The organism is Colwellia sp. MEBiC06753 (assembly GCF_053470325.1).
Genome location: NZ_JBQMTM010000003.1, coordinates 237,741 through 256,028 on the forward strand (window position 1 = coordinate 237,741; position 18,288 = coordinate 256,028).

The 18,288-nt window shown below is 40.1% G+C and carries 18 protein-coding genes; 7 read left to right on the forward strand and 11 right to left on the reverse strand.

Annotation, left to right across the window (positions count from 1 at the left end; translation table 11 throughout):
* Window positions 1-19: 19 nt before the first annotated feature.
* On the forward strand, window positions 20-1,084 hold the full coding sequence (locus ACOB82_RS04255; protein WP_448211692.1) for a patatin-like phospholipase family protein: 1,065 nt from the start codon (window positions 20-22) through the stop codon (window positions 1,082-1,084).
* A gap of 77 nt (window positions 1,085-1,161) precedes the next feature.
* Window positions 1,162-2,160 (forward strand): NADP-dependent oxidoreductase, encoded by a 999-nt coding sequence (locus ACOB82_RS04260; RefSeq protein ID WP_448211693.1) that lies wholly within the window; start codon window positions 1,162-1,164, stop codon window positions 2,158-2,160.
* Between the two features lie 179 nt (window positions 2,161-2,339).
* Here the strand turns inward: ACOB82_RS04260 and ACOB82_RS04265 are convergent, their stop codons facing one another.
* A complete protein-coding gene (locus ACOB82_RS04265) occupies window positions 2,340-3,050 on the reverse strand; it encodes a nitroreductase (RefSeq protein WP_448211694.1) in 711 nt (236 codons plus the stop codon).
* A gap of 387 nt (window positions 3,051-3,437) precedes the next feature.
* On the opposite strand from ACOB82_RS04265, the gene ACOB82_RS04270 reads away from it, so the two are divergent.
* The 3 genes from ACOB82_RS04270 (at window position 3,438) to ACOB82_RS04280 (ending at window position 4,699) form a co-directional block, all read left to right on the forward strand.
* A complete protein-coding gene (locus ACOB82_RS04270) occupies window positions 3,438-3,662 on the forward strand; it encodes a DUF1653 domain-containing protein (protein WP_448211695.1) in 225 nt (74 codons plus the stop codon).
* 276 nt (window positions 3,663-3,938) lie between these two features.
* Window positions 3,939-4,364: a GNAT family N-acetyltransferase gene (locus tag ACOB82_RS04275; protein ID WP_448211696.1), complete on the forward strand. Its 426-nt coding sequence runs from the start codon at window positions 3,939-3,941 to the stop codon at window positions 4,362-4,364.
* A 131-nt stretch (window positions 4,365-4,495) separates the two neighbouring features.
* On the forward strand, window positions 4,496-4,699 hold the full coding sequence (locus ACOB82_RS04280) for a hypothetical protein (RefSeq protein WP_448211697.1): 204 nt from the start codon (window positions 4,496-4,498) through the stop codon (window positions 4,697-4,699).
* An 81-nt stretch (window positions 4,700-4,780) separates the two neighbouring features.
* On the opposite strand, the gene ACOB82_RS04285 is transcribed toward ACOB82_RS04280, so the two are convergent.
* The 5 genes from ACOB82_RS04285 to ACOB82_RS04305 form a co-directional block, all read right to left on the reverse strand.
* Window positions 4,781-5,755, reverse strand: coding sequence for an NAD(P)H-quinone oxidoreductase (locus ACOB82_RS04285; RefSeq protein WP_448211698.1), 975 nt, complete (start codon window positions 5,753-5,755; stop codon window positions 4,781-4,783).
* A gap of 129 nt (window positions 5,756-5,884) precedes the next feature.
* Entirely contained in the window at window positions 5,885-7,132 is a 1,248-nt protein-coding gene (locus tag ACOB82_RS04290) for a glutamate-5-semialdehyde dehydrogenase (protein ID WP_448211699.1), read from the reverse strand.
* Complete coding sequence (proB, locus tag ACOB82_RS04295; RefSeq protein ID WP_448211700.1) at window positions 7,129-8,244, reverse strand: glutamate 5-kinase; 1,116 nt, start codon at window positions 8,242-8,244, stop codon at window positions 7,129-7,131. The genes ACOB82_RS04290 and proB overlap by 4 nt, the downstream gene beginning before the upstream one ends.
* A 58-nt stretch (window positions 8,245-8,302) precedes the next feature.
* Window positions 8,303-9,799 (reverse strand): sodium/proline symporter PutP, encoded by a 1,497-nt coding sequence (gene putP / locus ACOB82_RS04300; protein ID WP_448211701.1) that lies wholly within the window; start codon window positions 9,797-9,799, stop codon window positions 8,303-8,305.
* A gap of 862 nt (window positions 9,800-10,661) precedes the next feature.
* Window positions 10,662-10,931: an acylphosphatase gene (locus ACOB82_RS04305; protein ID WP_448211702.1), complete on the reverse strand. Its 270-nt coding sequence runs from the start codon at window positions 10,929-10,931 to the stop codon at window positions 10,662-10,664.
* Window positions 10,932-11,010: 79 nt separating this feature from the next.
* Here ACOB82_RS04305 and ACOB82_RS04310 point away from each other — a divergent pair, with 79 nt between their 5' ends.
* Entirely contained in the window at window positions 11,011-12,201 is a 1,191-nt protein-coding gene (locus ACOB82_RS04310; protein ID WP_448211703.1) for a class I SAM-dependent methyltransferase, read from the forward strand.
* 123 nt (window positions 12,202-12,324) lie between these two features.
* Entirely contained in the window at window positions 12,325-13,098 is a 774-nt protein-coding gene (locus ACOB82_RS04315) for a hypothetical protein (protein WP_448211704.1), read from the forward strand.
* Between the two features lie 11 nt (window positions 13,099-13,109).
* On the opposite strand, the gene ACOB82_RS04320 is transcribed toward ACOB82_RS04315, so the two are convergent.
* The 5 genes from ACOB82_RS04320 to ACOB82_RS04340 form a co-directional block, all read right to left on the reverse strand.
* Window positions 13,110-14,357: a class I SAM-dependent methyltransferase gene (locus ACOB82_RS04320; RefSeq protein ID WP_448211705.1), complete on the reverse strand. Its 1,248-nt coding sequence runs from the start codon at window positions 14,355-14,357 to the stop codon at window positions 13,110-13,112.
* A 112-nt stretch (window positions 14,358-14,469) separates the two neighbouring features.
* On the reverse strand, window positions 14,470-15,450 hold the full coding sequence (locus ACOB82_RS04325; RefSeq protein WP_448211706.1) for a DUF1365 domain-containing protein: 981 nt from the start codon (window positions 15,448-15,450) through the stop codon (window positions 14,470-14,472).
* 54 nt (window positions 15,451-15,504) lie between these two features.
* Entirely contained in the window at window positions 15,505-16,758 is a 1,254-nt protein-coding gene (locus tag ACOB82_RS04330; RefSeq protein ID WP_448211707.1) for an NAD(P)/FAD-dependent oxidoreductase, read from the reverse strand.
* A gap of 112 nt (window positions 16,759-16,870) precedes the next feature.
* A complete protein-coding gene (locus ACOB82_RS04335) occupies window positions 16,871-17,659 on the reverse strand; it encodes an SDR family NAD(P)-dependent oxidoreductase (protein ID WP_448211708.1) in 789 nt (262 codons plus the stop codon).
* A gap of 49 nt (window positions 17,660-17,708) precedes the next feature.
* Window positions 17,709-18,179: a nuclear transport factor 2 family protein gene (locus tag ACOB82_RS04340; RefSeq protein ID WP_448211709.1), complete on the reverse strand. Its 471-nt coding sequence runs from the start codon at window positions 18,177-18,179 to the stop codon at window positions 17,709-17,711.
* Between the last annotated feature and the right edge of the window lie 109 nt (window positions 18,180-18,288).

Below are 18,288 nucleotides of genomic sequence, written 5' to 3' on the forward strand. Positions count from 1 at the left end.
AAGGACACAATAAAAGCAAATGATAGAAATTTATGCCGGAAAATCTGCACTTAACACCATTAAGCAACACGGGTTTTCCCAAGCACTTTTTAACAATTTCCTTGGGGCCAGTGGTGGCCCTAAATGGTTTACCCTATTTGGTTTAGATAAATACCTGTTTGGTGAGTTTTTTCAGTCGCGCCAGCACGTGTTAAATATTGTTGGTTCAAGCGCAGGTGCTTTTCGCGCCGCCTGTTTTGGCCAAGATGACCCAGTTGCAGCGGTAACTCGCCTTGCGCATGATTATGCCAATACCGTTTATGAAACGGCGAAACCAACGCCTGAAGAAATTACCGATAAAGCGCGAATTTTACTCGATGATTTACTGGGTGAAGATGGTACTCAGCAAATCATCAATAACCCTATTCGTAAAGCGCACTTTATTGTGGCTAAAACCAATGGTTTAGTCGCCAGTGAAAACAAACTACTGCAAGGTGCGGGTTTAGTTGGCAGCTTAGTGAATAATCGAATCAGTCGCAGACGCCTGCGCAATCAATATCAACGGTTTATTTTTCAACCGTCATCAAGTGAATTAACCATTTCAGATCCTGACGCTTTTGATACCACATGCGTCAATTTAACTATTGATAACTTAAAACCAGCATTACTCGCATCTGGCTCTATTCCAATGGTAATGGCTGGCATTAAAGATATTGCCGGTTGCCCTTCTGGCATGTACCGCGACGGTGGAATTATTGATTACCATTTCGATATCAAAATTGAAAACCCTGGGCTCACGCTTTACCCGCACTTTAGCCATAGTTTAAAAGCGGGTTGGTTTGATAAATCACTGAAACGTAACGCCCACGAATCAAACTATGACAATACAGTTGTTATTTGCCCATCACCAGAATTTGTAAGCCAACTGCCACTGGCGAAAATTCCTGATAGAACTGACTTTACTGAGGTCGCCACCGATGAGCGCATCAACAATTGGCAGCAAGTGCTTAAACAAAGTGAGCAATTAGCTGAGGCTTTACATGAATTTATTGAGCTGCAGTCATTGTCACAAATTAAGCCAATTTCTGCACTTTTAACGCGCTAAACTCATACTAAGATATCTGATAAGCAACAGGTAAGTTAGACCATAACCGCCAACGATAATTAATAAAGGATAAAGCAATGGAACACTATACAGCGATTAAACTTATTGCCCGCCCAAGTGGCGGCCCAATTACGAGCGATTTATTTGAACAAGTAAGCCTACCACGCCCAACGTTGGCCGATGGCGAGTTTCTAATCAAGCAAACCTATACTTCGCTTGATCCGGCAATGTTTGGTTGGATGAGCCCAGATACCAATAGCTACATACCACCAGTTGCCTTAGGTGATGTTATGCGCAGTAGCGGCATCGGTACCGTTATCGAAAGTAAGCATCCAGATTTTGCCGTAGGTGATCGCGTGACTGGTTTATTAGGTTGGGCAGAGCTAATTAAAAGCGACGGTACCCGTTTAAACAAAGTACAAAATGATCTGCCAGAAGAAACAATTTTGTCAGTGTTTGCCCTACCTGGCATGACGGCAACTCAAGGCTTGTTCAATATTGGTAAACCTAAAGCAGGTGAAACTTTGGTGGTAACAGGTGCCGCCGGCTCAGTTGGTTCGATTGTCGGCCAATTAGCCAAAGCTGATGGCCTTAGAGTCATTGGTGTTGTTGGTAATGATGAAAAAGCCCAATGGATCACTGAAGAGTTAGGATTTGATGGCGCAATTAATTACAAAACCGATAATTTAGCCGAGCAACTCGCGGCATTAACCCCTGACGGCGTCGATGTTTTCTTTGAAAACACCGGTGGTGAAATTCAACACCATATTTACAATCGCATGAATGAACATGGGCGCATTATTGTCTGTGGCATGATTGCCGATTACAGTAAAGCTGAGCCAAGTCCTGCGCCAAGCTGGATCACTATGATCAGAAAACGATTATTAATGCAGGGTTTTGCAATGCCTGATCATTTCCATGAGATTCCAGCATTGCTTGAAAAACTCACCCCTTATGTTTTACAAGGGAAAATTAAATATCGCTGCCATGTCCTTGAAGGCCTGCCGTCAGCGATAGATGGGTTAAATTTATTCTTTACCGGCGCCAATCAAGGTAAATTGATGGTGAAGTTATAACTTTAGCTTAACGTGATTTTCGGCACAGCTACTAGGTATGACGCAATGCCATGCCTAGTATGCTGTGCTAATAAACGATTGCTAATAAACTGTTGCGACTTAGCTGTCGATGAGAGTTAACATTAACAGCTAAATTAACGCGCTTAATTAATCAAATACAATATTGTCAAAAACCAGTATTAATCAAAAAACTGTACTGCATCAGCTACTGGCGCACGTTCTGTGCGGGTATTGTTAACCGCTGCTGATTTATCTTCGTAACCAAACGACATGCCAAATAGCACTCCGCGCTCTGCAGGTAAGCTCAACACTTCTCGCACCGGATCAGGAAAGTGCCCTAACGCCCCTTGCATACAGCTGCTCACACCATGTTCTGCCATTACTAACGACAAAGTTTGCGCATAAATACCTAAATCAACCGCGCCCATAATATCAAGGTACTTATCCATGGTGAAAAACACTGCATGTGGCGCATCAAAAAACTGCCAGTTACGCAGCATGGCGAGCTGACGTGCCTTTTTATCTGTGCGTTCAATATTCATACTGGAATACAAAGCATTAGCCGAGCCAAACTGACGCTCGCGATGAATATCTTGATATTGAGGCAACCAATTAAAATCAGGGTTTGGTGTCGCACCAGCCATTAAACTGGCGATAAATTTTTCTTTTAGTAGGCTTTTGGTTTGCCCTGACACTACTGCGATTTGCCATGGCTGAACATTACAATTGGAGGGCGACTTTTGCGCAATTTCAAACACTTTAGTTAATAATGTTTGCGCAACTGGCACATCACTATACGCGCGTACCGAGTAACGCGTTTGCAAAATAGTAGACACTGAATGTTGTTCAGCGAATGTTTGCTTATCATTTTCTGGCACTATAACCGTCATCATTACACCCTTTAAAAAATCTCTTCTTTCACTAAATACCTACATATTTAGCGACTTGCTTATTTAGCGACTTGCATAGCTTGAAGTGCAAACCAAGTTATAAGTTAATATGCTTTCGCCTTATGGCGTCATACTGTGTTGCCCAAGCGCTATGATGTCAATTCACTAAATTCATCAGCTTGATAACGACGTACCAAATTGCTGGCTCGCATTCCTCCCTACCTTAGATCGCCCGTTAAATATTGTTTATTTATAGTGACCATTTATTTAATGAATCATCAAGCAGAAGAATAGTGCTCAACAATTTAGGCGAATAACCCTTTGGCTAATTAGGCATATTTGCTAGACTGCCGCCCAATGCAAATAACCGTTAACGAGTAATTAAACATGCTAACGCCAGGAAAATACCGCCATTTTAAAGGCAGTGAATATCAAGTACTCCATGTAGCCAAACACAGTGAAACCGAAGAATGGATGGTAGTTTACTACCCGCTTTATGGTGCGATTGAGCAAACTGGCCAACCCGAATACTGGGTAAGACCCTTAGCCATGTTTACTGAAATCGTTGAACGCGATGGTAAAAAGCAACCACGATTTGCATTAGTAGAATAAAGTATTTAAAACAGTGTTTGAGAAAGCATTAAATAAGGAATTAAACGTAGAATTAAGCATCGCGCTTGTTTAAGGCTACAGTGCAACTCTTTAAGCCAAAAGCTCGTATTTTTCCTCAGACCAGTTAGACTAATTGCTGTTTTTCCAAATGCTAGCAATCTCTTAGTAAAGCAGATACTTTTTAACAAAGAATAACATTGAACAAAGAGATGGCAGAAATATGCGCGATTTGCTCACTATAAACATGTTACAACTCTCTCAAGCATGGATGTAAAAATGAATATTGAAGTAACTACTTCACCAAATAAAAACGACCTTGAAACAATAAGTAAAGGAATTCAAGCCTTTAACCAGCAACATATTCCCGATGATATTGTTTTTGAACCCGACACTAAATTCGCTGCATTTGTAAAAAATGATGATGGTAAAATTTTAGGTGGTGTCAGAGCCACTGCATTCTGGAATTACTGTATTGTAGAGTTACTTTGGTTATCGAATGAAACTAGAGGCAAAGGCATTGGTAATAAATTAATGGATGCTGCCGAAAGTTTTGCTAAAGAAAAAGGCTTTAAATACATGCGCACAGAAACATTAAGCTTCCAAGCAAAACCGTTTTATGAAAAGCGCGGTTATAAAGTTTTTGGTGAGTTAATAGATCATCCCAAAGATCATACAACCTACTGCCTTGTAAAAGAGTTATAACAAGGCAATTATAGGGGGGTGTATAAAGCTTGGCTGGCGATTGTTCCTCGCTAATATTAGCCAAGCTTAATACGCCACATATTGCGGCGTTATAATTTTAGTAGTGCTTTACATAGATAAGGAAAATTAAAATGAAAGACACTGAGAAATCAAAAAAAATTCCAAATGGCTTGATTAGTTATCCATTAGTTGGAACCGCAATGTTAGCTCTTTTACTTGGCAAGGCTACAGAAGGTGGTTATACACTCGCAAATACAATTCCTGCTATTGTGTGTTTTGTCTCTCTTTGGGCACTGTTTTTTAGCGCAAAGTCAAAAATTAATACAGCGCTGTAAAATTAAACGATAAATATCTTAAGTGATTGAATCTGCATCGCTTTATAGGTTTTGTATCAACTCTCACCATTTAATCGTTAGCTAATCAACGGTTAACACTAACTTACCAATATTGTCGTTGTTCGCCATACGCTGATGGGCAAGCTCAGCTTGTTGCCATGAGTAGCTGCTATCAATGATTGGTTTAATCTGCTGCGCAACAAGATGATGATAAAAATCACGGGTAAAGCTTGCGGTTAACTCTGCTTTATAGCTGTCAGAGCGATTACGTAAGGTTGATGCGGTTACAGTAATGCGTTTTTGCAGTAGTTTAGCAATGTCTATATCACTGGCAAAACGACCACCTAGCATAGCTAAAATCACGATAGTGGCATCAAGGTTGGCCAGCTCAATATTTTTAGCTAAGTAATCACCCGCGACCACATCTAAAATAAAGTCAAAGCGCATATTTTGCTGTATTGAGCTTTGCTGCGATGAACATTGGACGAAATCTTGTTGTTTATAATTAATTGCCTGATCTGCACCAAATGACAAGCAAGCCGCAACCTTTTCATCACTGCCTGCGGTGGCGACAACATAACAACCATGGGCTTTAGCTAATTGAATGGCGGCACTGCCAACGCCACTAGCACCAGCATGAATAAGCACTTTAGTATTTGGCTTAATTTGCCCAATGCTAAATAGCGCTTGATAGGCAGTTAAAAAAACTTCAGTTAACGCTGCCCCCATTTCAAAGCTATAAAATTCGGGCAGTTTAATTAACTGATCGGTATTTACCACCGCAAATTCGGCATAACCACCACCAGCAACTAAGCCACAAACACACTCGCCAACCGGAAATCGCGGATCGCTGCTCTCAACCACTTCGCCAGCAACTTCAAGCCCTAAAATGGGTGATTCGCCTTTAGGTGGTGGATACTTACCTGCCCGCTGCAATAAATCGGCGCGATTAATGCCAATAGCTTTAACTTTTATTAAACATTGATTAGACGCAGGCTTTGGGCTTTCAGTTTCGGCAAAGTGCAGCTGGTCATCAATTACATCGATATATTTCATTTGTGTCATCGTGGTTTAAACAGGTTTGTGTGGTTTATACAAATTTACACGAGTATAAACCAACTCTTTGATGATAAAAGTAAAATTTTAGCCTGCGTTTAGTAGACGTGAACGTCAGGTGATTGTCAGTTATTGACGAATTTGACCATCACCTGCTACTAAGTATTTTTCCGTCGTTAATGATTCCAACCCCATAGGCCCGTAGGCATGCAACTTGGTCGTAGCGATACCAATTTCAGCACCTAACCCTAATTGACCACCGTCAGAAAATCGCGAAGACGCATTAACCATTACCACAGACGCATCAACAAGACGCTGGAAGCGTTGTCCTCGTTCACTATCTTCAGTGCAAATCACTTCAGTATGATTGCTGCCGAATTGGTGAATATGATCAAGCGCTTGCTCCATGCTATCCACCATTTTTATGGCAATTTCTAGCGCTAGGTATTCTTGACCAAATTCGCTATCAGCCAAGGTGTTTGCTTGCTCAAAATAAGGCACACTTTGCTGACAACCATTAATGGTAACTTCATGCTCGGCTAATGCTTTTGCCACAATCGGCATAAATTCATCGGCTATAGCTTTGTGAACAATTAACCCTTCCAAGGCATTACAAACACCGGTGCGCTGCGTTTTACCATTTAGCAATAACTGCAAGGCTTTTTCCAAGTCAGCGTGTTTATCAACATAAAGGTGACACACGCCTTTAAAATGCTGGATAACTGGCACCTTACTATTATCAGTAACAAAGTTAATAAGGCCTTCACCACCACGCGGAATAATTACATCGATAAAGTCACGTTGCTGCATTAGCTCCATTAACAAGCTGCGATCAGCATTTGGAATTACACTGATTAATGCTCTAGGTAAATCAAATGTTGCTAATGTTTGCTGTAGCACACTGGCAATAGCCTTGCTCGAATGTAAGGCTTCTTTACCGCCACGTAAAATCACGGCATTACCCGATTTAAAACACAAAGCGCCAGCATCAGCGGTCACATTGGGACGCGCTTCATAAATCATACACACCACGCCAAGTGGCATTCTCATTTTACTGATTTTAATGCCATTTGGTTGCTCACCAATTTCTCGTAGTTTGCCAACGGGATCGGGTAAATTGGCAACGTCTTCAATGCCGCTCGCCATGGCTTCAATTCGTTGGCCAGTTAATAGCAACCGATCTAGCATAGCTTCAGATAAGTTATTTACTTTTGCTTGCGCCATATCCAACTGATTAGCGGCTAAAATTTCAAACGCTTTTTCGCGTAGCGCCATTGCCATCGCTCTGAGGACAATATTTTTTTGCTCTTCTGATACATCGACTAACTTGCGAGCAGCTTGAGCTGCTTGTTGAGAAATCTCGGAAATAAGGTTCATAAATTCTCCAGTACGGCTAAATATTCTTGTGAAATAATCGAGTTATTTTGCGGGAGATGTTGCTCATCACTGCTCTGATCATCTTGCTCTTGAGCAATATAATTAAGTAAACAGCTACTGTAATTTGAAGTTGCTTTGGCAATTTTAGTCCCGTCTTCAGCGGTAACTAATATAGTGTCGCCAACACCAAAGTTGCCTTTAACTTCAACGATATTGTCACTGGTGAGCATTTCTTGATCATCATTAAAGTCGATGTCGTCATCGTTAATGATCACTTCTCCTCGCTCTTTTACGGTATGAGTCATCCAGTGCAAATCAGGTGTTAATGGTTCTAATGTCGGTAAAAAGTGAGTACCTGGGTTATTACCCGCCATTAACTGGGTAAAGGTTTCGGCAGCAAAACCATTGACAATAAACGTGTCGATACCATGGGCTGATGCTTTTTCAGCAGCCTGCACTTTGGTTTGCATGCCACCGGTTCCGACAGCGGTGGTAGCACCGCCTGCCATCGCAAAAATACCATCGTCGATTTCTGCGATTTGCTTTAATAAACTGGCATCACTATGGCTTCTTGGGTTTTTGTTATACAAACCATCGACATCAGTACACATTATTAACGTATCTGCGTTAGTTGCCGAAGCGGTCATCGCAGCTAAATTATCGTTGTCACCCACTTTCAATTCATCTGAGGTTACGGTGTCATTTTCATTAATTACCGGTAACACATCGTTATCCAGCAATTCATCAATAGTTTCGGTAATGCTTAAATAACGCTCGCGATTACATAAGTCGGCATGCGTTAATAAAATTTGCGCAAGTGGTTGCTGCAATAATTTAGCCCATACCGCCATCATGTCATTTTGACCGGCAGCTGCCATCGCTTTTTTCATGGCCTTTGACGGCTTGCCGCCTAGTTGGTGCTGGGCAAACCATTGGCGACCAGCGGCGACAGAGCCCGATGAAACTAAAATTACCTGTATGCCACGCGCTCGGCAATGCTTGATATATTGGGCAATATGGCTGAGATACTTAGTTGTACAACCATCATTACCCGGTGCAATTAGTGCGCTGCCAACTTTTATGACCAGGCGTTTACTGTTAAGTAACGGCATATATTTCCCTTTTTATAAATTCTATAATTTACGATTAAGATAACGGTTAAAATAACGATTAAGATGAGCTTTTCGCTAATTGATAATTAACGTCATTAAACATATCTAACACTGCTTTAGACGGCGAAGCCGATAACAAGCTAACCGCCCAAATGGTGAAAGTACTGACAATAAATCCTGGTACCATTTCATACACTAACGAACTTAACGTTGCGCCATCATCAAGTATCGGTAAATAAACCCATATCAATACAGTTACTGCACCACTAATAATGCCGGCTAAAGCACCACTGTAAGTCATTCGTTTCCACCACAAACTTAACAGAATTAATGGGCCAAATGCTGCGCCAAAACCAGCCCAAGCATTACTTACAATGCCTAAAATACTGCTTGTTGGGTTCATCGCGATACCAGCAGAAATTAATGCCACAACAAACACACAAATACGGCCAATAGCAACTAGGCGATTTTGGTCGATACTTTTCTTGCTGTAAGTACGGTAAATATCTTCAGTAAGTGAACTAGACGACACCAATAGTTGAGATGAAATCGTACTCATGACTGCAGCCAATATTGCCGCCAGTAAAAAGCCACTAATTAATGGATGGAACAAGACATTTGAAAAATAGACAAAGATTGTTTCAGGGTCGGTTAGTTGCACCTTATATTTATTAACGTAAGCAACACCGGTTAAACCGGTTGCTAATGCGCCAACAATAGTTACCGTCATCCAGCTCATACCAATACGTCGTGCGACTTTGATATTTTTTACTGAATCAATCGCCATAAAGCGTACGATGATATGAGGCTGACCAAAGTAACCTAGCCCCCAAGCTAAGCTCGACACTAAAGTTAATAAACTAAGCTGCCCTACACTTTGCGAAATTGACGGAATATTGCTTGCGGTATGCGCCAACATTGCATCAGCACTGTTGAAATAACTAAACGCGACAATAGGCACTAACACTAGCGCGACAAACATAATCACGCCTTGAACAAAGTCAGTTAGGCTCACTGCCAGAAAGCCGCCTAATAAAGTGTAAGCAACGACCACTAACATGGTAACAATCACACCAATTTGATAATCAATACCAAAAGCAGACTCGAACAACTTACCACCACCTACAAGGCCAGCAGAGGTATAAAGCGTAAAGAAGATAATAATGACAACGGCAGATACCATTTTGATCACACCGTCATTTTTATTAAAACGTTGTGCTAAAAAGTCAGGTACGGTGAGCGCGTCATTTGCAACTTCGGTATACATACGTAACTTGGGCGCAACTAATGCGTAATTTGTCCACGCACCAATAATTAAGCCAATTGCTATCCATATAGTGTCAAAGCCATTTAAAAACATTGCACCTGGCAAGCCCATTAGCATCCAGCCACTCATATCTGAGGCACCAGCTGAAAGTGCCGTTACCTGTGGACTAACTTTACGCCCACCTAGCATATAGCCTGATAAATTCGAGGTAGATTTCTTTGCTGCGTAAAGTCCGATCGCTAGCATGAGTACAAAATACAAACCCAAAGAAAGATAAATATAGTTCATTACTGCCCTATTTAATTAATGGTATAAGTTTAGTGATTTAAATATTGGAACATGTGTGATCAGCGAAAAACGTTAACAGTCATTTGCCAGTCTTAAGAGGGTAAGTTTCGAAGCATAAAAACGCTCAACAATTAACAAGCGTAATTTAAACATCTCAATAAAGTCCTTATTTTAATTTCAACAATAATCATTAGAATTCGAACCATATTTTAATGATTTAGAATAAAATATCAACAAGAACTCCGAAATTGCTGTAATTTATAGACAGATAAGGCAACTAAAACCATTAGCTATCGACAGCTTTGGCACCTAAAGAAATCAACCTTATCGATTTGATATTGTTGGATATTTATCAAAATAAAAAGTTAAGGTTATAATGAGCTGTTTAAATTTTAATAAATAACTAATTAAAACTACAATTAATTTAATTCGAATTGAAAGTTATTTGTAGAAAGTGAGTAACGAAGAAGTATGCAAGCACGGCTAAAATAATCGTGATTATTACTGTATTATTATTCAGTTTTGAATTTCTTTTTCCATTATTCCACCCCACGTACTTGCATAGTAACGCTGACACTAAGTGCAAGGCATAACTTTTTAATACTGTTATTTCTTAAATGGAATTTGTATCAAACAACAACATTTTACCTTTAGTTTCAATGCATTAAAGCAAACTTTGATTATTGAAATTACTTCTTTTGTTGCTAAATAGGTTTGATCATAGGCGTTAACATCTTGAAGCATGTCTTGCGCGCATTCCTCGCTAATTATCCAAGCTAAATCCGTCCATTGTGCGGTGTTACACCTTAAAGTTTTAGCACTTAAACATCGCTGATATTTAATCAAAGCCCATGAACTTTAATTAGCTTATCGAAAAGAAATTAAGCGACTGATATGGCACTTCATTGTGTTCAACACTAACAACTTCAGCCTGTTCTGGCCCTTGTTGTAACCAATCAAGCATTTCATTTACATTGCCCTCTTCACCACATATCAGCACTTGCACATCACCGTCACTTAAGTTTTTGGCATAGCCACTTAAACTTAAATCAATCGCCTTTTGCTGACATGACGCTCTAAAATAAACGCCCTGAACTTTGCCACTGACATTTGCAAGACAACATATTGCCATATTTAACTCCTTTGATTGCACCGAGCTTTGGGTTTCAATACAATTCGCATTCTTGTTCTTTGTTTCTAAGTATAGGCGTATGTCAGCAATAATTTATTTAAATGTTGGTCGTGAAAAATCATTAAAACGTAAACACCCTTGGGTATTCTCAAAAGCGATCAGCAAAATTAAAGGCAAGCCCATGCTTGGCGAAACCGTTGATGTAGTAGACAGCAAAGGAAATTGGCTGGCTAAAGGCGCTTATTCACCTGAATCACAAATGCGCGTGCGCATTTGGAGCTTTGATCAGAACGAGCAAGTCGACCGAGATTTTTTTGTTAGAAAATTTAAACAAGCGCAATTACGCCGTGATTGGTTTATTGAACAAGGTAAGTTAACCGGCTATCGATTAATTGCCGGAGAGTCTGACGGCATGCCGGGCATTACCATCGACAAATACGATGATATTATTGTTTGCCAAATGCTATCGGCCGGTGCTGAATTTCACTTACACACCATAGTTGATGTACTCACCGAACTTTACCCTGAATGCGGTATTTATGAACGCTCTGATGTTGATGTGCGTAAAAAAGAAGGTCTAGCGAAGCGCGTTGGCTGGTTAGCCAATGAAAAAGGCAGTACCGAACGCGTTATTCACGAGCATGGCGTTGATATTTTAGTGGATGTTGCCACCGGTCATAAAACTGGCTTTTACCTTGATCAACGTGACTCACGTATTGCTGCTGGCAAATATGCCAAAGGCAAAAAAATTCTTAACTGCTTTTCGTATACTGGCACCTTTGCTTTGCATTGTGCCAAAGGAGGTGCAACATCAGTAGCCAATGTTGATGTATCACAACCAGCGCTTGATATTGCCGAGCGTAACTTAGCGTTAAATAATTTGGCTGATGCCCCTGTAGACTTTGTAAAGGAAGATGTATTTAAGCTACTGCGCCGCTATAAAGAGCAAGGCGAGAAGTTTGATATGATCATTATGGATCCGCCAAAATTTGTTGAAGCTAAATCGCAATTAACCAGTGCTTGTCGCGGTTATAAAGACATTAATATGTTAGCTATGCAACTACTGAATCCTAACGGTTTATTGCTGACTTTTTCATGCTCAGGCTTGTTAGATGTAGGGCTATTCCAAAAAGTAGTAGCCGATGCTGCTCTTGATGCGAATAAAGCATGTCACTTTGTTGAACGATTACATCAAGCGGCAGATCATCCAGTAGCCAGTAATTATCCAGAAGGTTATTACTTAAAAGGCTTTGTTTGCCAAGTTAACTAATAGCTAATTAATAGTAACTAATTTTTAACGAAGCTTTAATAAAGTTAACCGTTTTGTTTTAGGTTAAAAGCAAGTAGAGTTTGCCCACTATAATCAATAACTCAACCTAGGTAATGAATTGTTGTGAAGTATGTACCTCTGCTTGCGATTATCATTTCAATTTTCTTAAGCACTAATACACAGGCCAATCAATACACTAAAACTTACGATATATGTTCGCCCTATCAATCTGGGCCGTTTATTATCGATGAACGTAAGCGTTCAGGACTAGTTTATACCTTTGCAGACTATTTAAACGCTCAGGCCGCAGGTCAATTTCGTTTTAACGTTATTGTGCTTCCGCGCATACGGTTAGTCGGCATGCTCGAGGCCAATGCCAATTGCATAGTACCTTTTGTCTCGGCTTTATGGTTTCAGCCAAGCCCTGAGCATTATGATTGGACAAAACCTATCACCTATGATGCCAACGTTATTTTATCTTCAAGTCAGCTAAAGCTAGAAAGTTTAGCGCCAGCAGTAATTAACGGTATGTCGACCAGTGTTGTATCAGGGTTTACTGTTGAACAACCACTTGAAACACTAATACAAAATAAACAACTTACGCTTTTTACCACAGCTAATATTGAACATGGTGTCGGTATGGTTGCCAAGGAGCGCATTGACTTTATCGTAACCGGTAGAATGATACTTGAATACGTTAGAGCCAACCTGAATGTACAGTCATCTACCTATTTAAGTCGTTATCAAACATTAGCTTTTGAACGTGCCCTCATAGTCCCGAAAGTAAGCCCTGAATTAACCCAGTTTATCCACCAACAAACAGAGCAATTTGGGCATTCAAAGCAATGGATTGATGCCCTAGCCTTATTAGGAATTAGTAACGGAAATAATCAATAACTTTCCTTGCGTTACTTTCTTGCCACTAAATGCACGGTACTAATTGAGCGCTCTAAAAATGCGCCCTCACAATATGCTAAATAAAATAACCATAAACGTTTAAAGGGTTCATCGTAACCAAACTCAGTAAGCTCTGGCCAAGAGTTTAAAAAGCGGCCTCGCCAATCAGCTAAGGTTTTTGCGTAATCAAGGCCAATATCGGCAAGTGATTCAATAACCATATTCGTATTTTGAGTGATTTTATCTGCCATTAAATTTATTGATGGTAAAAAGCCACCGGGGAAAATATAGCGCTGGATAAAATCAACATTATTTAAATAGTGGTCAAAGCGTTGATCAGCAATAGTTATCGCTTGAATCAGCAGTTTACCGCCAGGTTTTAATCGATCGTTACATTGCTCGAAAAAGCTATTCATGTATTGATATCCAACCGCTTCAATCATCTCTATTGATACAACCTTATCAAACTGTCCCGTTAGGTTTCGATAGTCCTGTTTTAATAAGGTAATGCGATCTGACAGGCCAAGCTGATTGACGCGGTTTTCAGCATAGGCATGTTGCGCGTCAGAAATGGTGGTGGTTGTGACTTTACAGCCATAATTTTTCGCCGCATAAATGGCTAAACCGCCCCAACCCGTACCAATTTCTAACAAATGATCGCTAGCTTTAAGCTCAAGACGCTGACAAATTTGTTCAAGCTTGTGTAATTGAGCCTGTTCTAAGCTGGCTTCTTCACTAGGATAAATGGCTGATGAGTACATCATTTCTTTATCTAAAAATCGCGTATAAAGTTCATTACCTAAATCATAATGAGCGAGAATATTTTTCTTTGAACCTTGCTCTGAATTACGGTTACGAAAATGAAAAAGCTTGTTTTTAATTTTGGTTAGCCAGCTTACATACTTTTCAAATCGGTCAGTGACTTGTTGTGCACGAGCAAATACTCGTATTACCGCGGTAAGATCTGGACTGTCCCATTGTTTATCAATATAGGCTTCTGCAGCGCCAATACTGCCGCCTTTAACCAAGGCAACATAAGTTTGTTGATGATTAATAATAATTTGCGCGGTCACGTCGCTGTGCTTAGTGTCACCAAATTCAAATGACTGGCCTTGCTCAATAATTTCAAGTTTACCGGAAGGTAACTGGGCAAATATCTTGAACACTAATTGGCGACAGCGATTAATCACCCAAGAACTTTGCGCATCTTGGCTAAGCGCTTCGGTAGCTTTACGAATACTTGACGCTGTATTTTCCACGGTTATCTCCTACTATTTTTATTCGCTGTGCACTGTTACTTTATCTGTGCTTAGTCTCGTACTTAGTTTCGTACCTAGTCTCGTGCTTATTAAGCTCTTAGGTTTTAAAGCGCTAGGCCTTGTCTTTCAACACCGTTTTTTTCACTTGGTAAGGTACAAATGCAATGCCCTTAGCAAAAAGCTTCAATGCTTGGTAATAAATACCGGCCACCACTTTTAGCGTCATTACTGGAAACTGTAACCAGACCTGCAATAAATTTTTAACTGTTAGCGGCGTTTTCGATAAAGCCAACGTCGCATCAAATAACTTTTCACCATCATGGCGCTTATTTTCAATGTGAATTAATAACTTATCTTGCTGCTGTTGATCATCGTTTTGTTGCTCAGGCGACAAATCAGCGCTGAGTCGCTTCGGCGCTTTTACCCGCCAATGATATTGCATAGCTAAATCCATAAACGGCGAGACATGAAAGTCTTTTTCCATCGGCCGATTTTCCACCATATCAACCAAGTAGTAATGACGTTTATTCCACGGGGTATTACTAACTTCAGTTAACATGTAAATGCAGCGTCCTTGCTGGTCATAACAAAAATAAAAATTTGCTGGGCTAAAATACAAACCTAAACATTGCGCCTGTACCAACATCGTAATATTAACGACAGGTTTTACCCCACCTAAACTCAAGACTTTAGCGGTAATACGTGTTCTTAAATCACCTGGTTCACCTCGAAGATACTTTTTTTCATTGACTCGAATAGGCTTAAACCATTGACGGCCGAGCACACCACATGAAAAACGTCCAGACATCACCTCATCAACATCTAGCCCAAGCATGTACAGTCGATAATTAAAGGCATTGCTTTTAGGGGTATAACGACGATGACGTACATTGCCAGTAAAAATAGCGCTATGCTGCGTACTCTCTTTTTCTGCGCTTTTTATTGCGCTGGTTTCGGCACAGGTTTCAGCTTTGCTTACAACTAGGCTTTCAGCTTTGTTTACAACTTCGGTGCCAGCACTGACTTTAGCCTTTTCTTCGGCATAAATTTTAGCGCTGCTGTCACTTGTATTAGGCTTTACCAATGATGTCATTATCTGTTGCTACTTTTTCAAGGGGTTAGACTGTTCAAGGGATAAGTCAGCTAGTTATAGCTGACAATCAAAACGTTTCGCGACATCAACTGCGCTGCGAACACCGTCTTCATGAAAACCGTTGTACCAATAAGCGCCAACAAAGTGCGTGTGCTGTTTGCCGCAAATTTGGTTGCGTTGCTGTTGTGCTTTCATTGAACTGACATTAAATACCGGATGATCATAAGTAAATTTACCGATAACTTTAGCTGGATCAATGTCATTATCTTGGTTGAGCGTAACGCAATAGGTGTGATTTGAAGATAATTGCTGCAAGATATTCATGTTATAGGTGACGCTTGCTGGCCGCTCACGATCATTGGATAGCTGATAATTCCAACTCGCCCAGGCTTTTTTACGCTTAGGCAGTAACCTAATGTCGGTGTGTAATACCACGCTATTGGGCGTATAAGGAATATTACCTAACACCTGCTTTTCTTCTAAAGTTGCATCTTTTAAAAGCGCAAGCGCCTGATTAGAGTGGCAAGCAAACACCACCTCATCAAATACTTGCTTAGTGCCATCAGCAAAGGTCAAAGTAACCTGGTCTTCAAAACGCTCGACATAATCAATATTAGTATTTAATTTAATGTGGTCGGCAAACGTTTTTGTTAACGGTTTTATATATTGTCTAGAGCCGCCGGGTATCACGTACCACTGTGGTCTGTCAGCAATATTTAACAGGCCATGATTGTTAAAAAACTGAATAAAAAACTTCAGTTCAAATGCTTCCATTTCAGCCACAGAGCTAGACCAAATAGCTGCCCCCATCGGCAAAATATAATGTTCGCAAAAAAATGAGCTGTATTGATTGTTTGCTAAAAATTCGCCCAATGTTTGGTTTTGTTCATTCAGGCCACTAGCGTATAACGCTTTGCATTGCTTATTAAACCGTAAAATTTCACGAATAAGTTGCCAAAATCTCGGCTTAAAAATATTACGACGTTGAGCAAATAAGGTATCAATATTGTGACCATTGTATTCAAAACCAGTCAGCAAGTTATGAACGGAAAAACTCATTTCCGTTGGCTGTTTTCCTACGCCAATAGCATCAAGTAGCTTTAAAAAGTTTGGATAAGTTTTGTCATTAAAGACAATAAAACCTGTGTCGATTGCTAACTGCTCGCCTTGATAATCAACATCAATCGTTGCCGTATGACCGCCAATATAGTTATTTTTTTCAAAAACAGTCACTTGATGTTTTTTTGACAATAAATAGGCTGAGGTTAAACCTGCTATGCCAGAGCCAATTACGGCAATTTTTTTCATATCTGCTCTCTGTTATACCAAATAATTTCAATAGCTTGCGCTATTATGTAGCGACCACTGTCTATACATTTAAATCTTCTAGCTATTAGTACACCTTAATACTAAATTTCGATCACCTGTCGCTAATATTTTTATCAAGGTAATGTTTTTGTAAATTTGGTTTGTTAATGCGTTGCCATAAACCTGCCGGCAATATTGCAAATAGTTTCAACAACCAAATAAAACGTCGTGGAAATTCAATGATATCTTTACCTGCGTTTAATCCTTGATACACTCGCGTTGCCGCTTGCTCGCTAGTTATTAAAAACGGCATGTTAAAGTCATTTTTTTGGGTCAATGCGGTATCGACAAAACCTGGGTGAATAACGCTGACATTGAGCTGATGCGGCAGTAAGTCTAATCGCAATGCGCTCGCTAAATAATCGACACCTGCTTTTGATGCCCCATAGGCTTGAGCACGAGGAAATGGCAAATAAGTTACGCTAGAGCTCATAAAGGCGAGTCGACCTTGGGGTTTAAGTTTTGGCAGTAGCGCTTTGGTTAGGTAAGCCATAGCGATAAGGTTGACCTGAATGACCCATTCAAAACGCTCAGCATCAAAATGCATTACATCATCGATATATTCGCAATCGCCAGCATTTAAAATAGCAAGTTCAATGGCCTCAATTTGCTTTAGCTGCTGTGCTATTGCAAGCTTGTCGGTAATATCAAAGCATAAACATTGAAGTACTTGGCTTTGATTATTTTCAGGCAATATTTCTGCTAATGTAAGTTCGGCAATTAAATCATCTAGTTTTTGCTGATTACGGCCACAAGCAATAACCTTAGCGCCAGCTAAAATATACTGTTTAACTAGTGCTTTGCCTATGCCAGAAGTGGCGCCGGTGATCAGTACATTCATCAATTAATCCTTAGACTTACCTAGCCTTACTTAGTCTTGCTTACCCTTGTTAGGCACTAGCTTTACGCTTAATGCGTTTAATCACAGACCCAAGTAGCGGAATATGTTCATAAAGCATTGCGCCAAGATCAAGGTAATCACGGTGGTAGTTTACCTTGTCATCTACACCTCGAAGTTTTGAATGTCCTTGAACAGTGACGGTTTTACCGCGATTAAGCTTAGGATGCTGATACTGCATGGTCCAATATATCGAAGCATTGTCATTTTGGTAAATCACTTCATCTATGGTGAATTTACAGCTCGCAATATTGCTATAAAGTTTGGCAAAGTAATCAGCCAATTGTTGATAGCCCGAGATATGATGCATAGGGTCGATAAAAACAACATTGTCAGCGTAGATATCGGCCAATAGGTGCAAATTATCGGTACCAAGCTTTTGATAGGTATCAATAAATTTTTCCAACCATAATGGCCGCAACTCATTTATTAATTTGCCTTCTCGTTCCATTACTTTTTCCATTCAGCTCTGCCCCATTCAGCTATGCCCTACTGGTAATTAATTTAATAACCGCTGTTTAACTTATTTTAACTAAAAGCTACACTAACTATCAGTTACGACAAAGAGCATT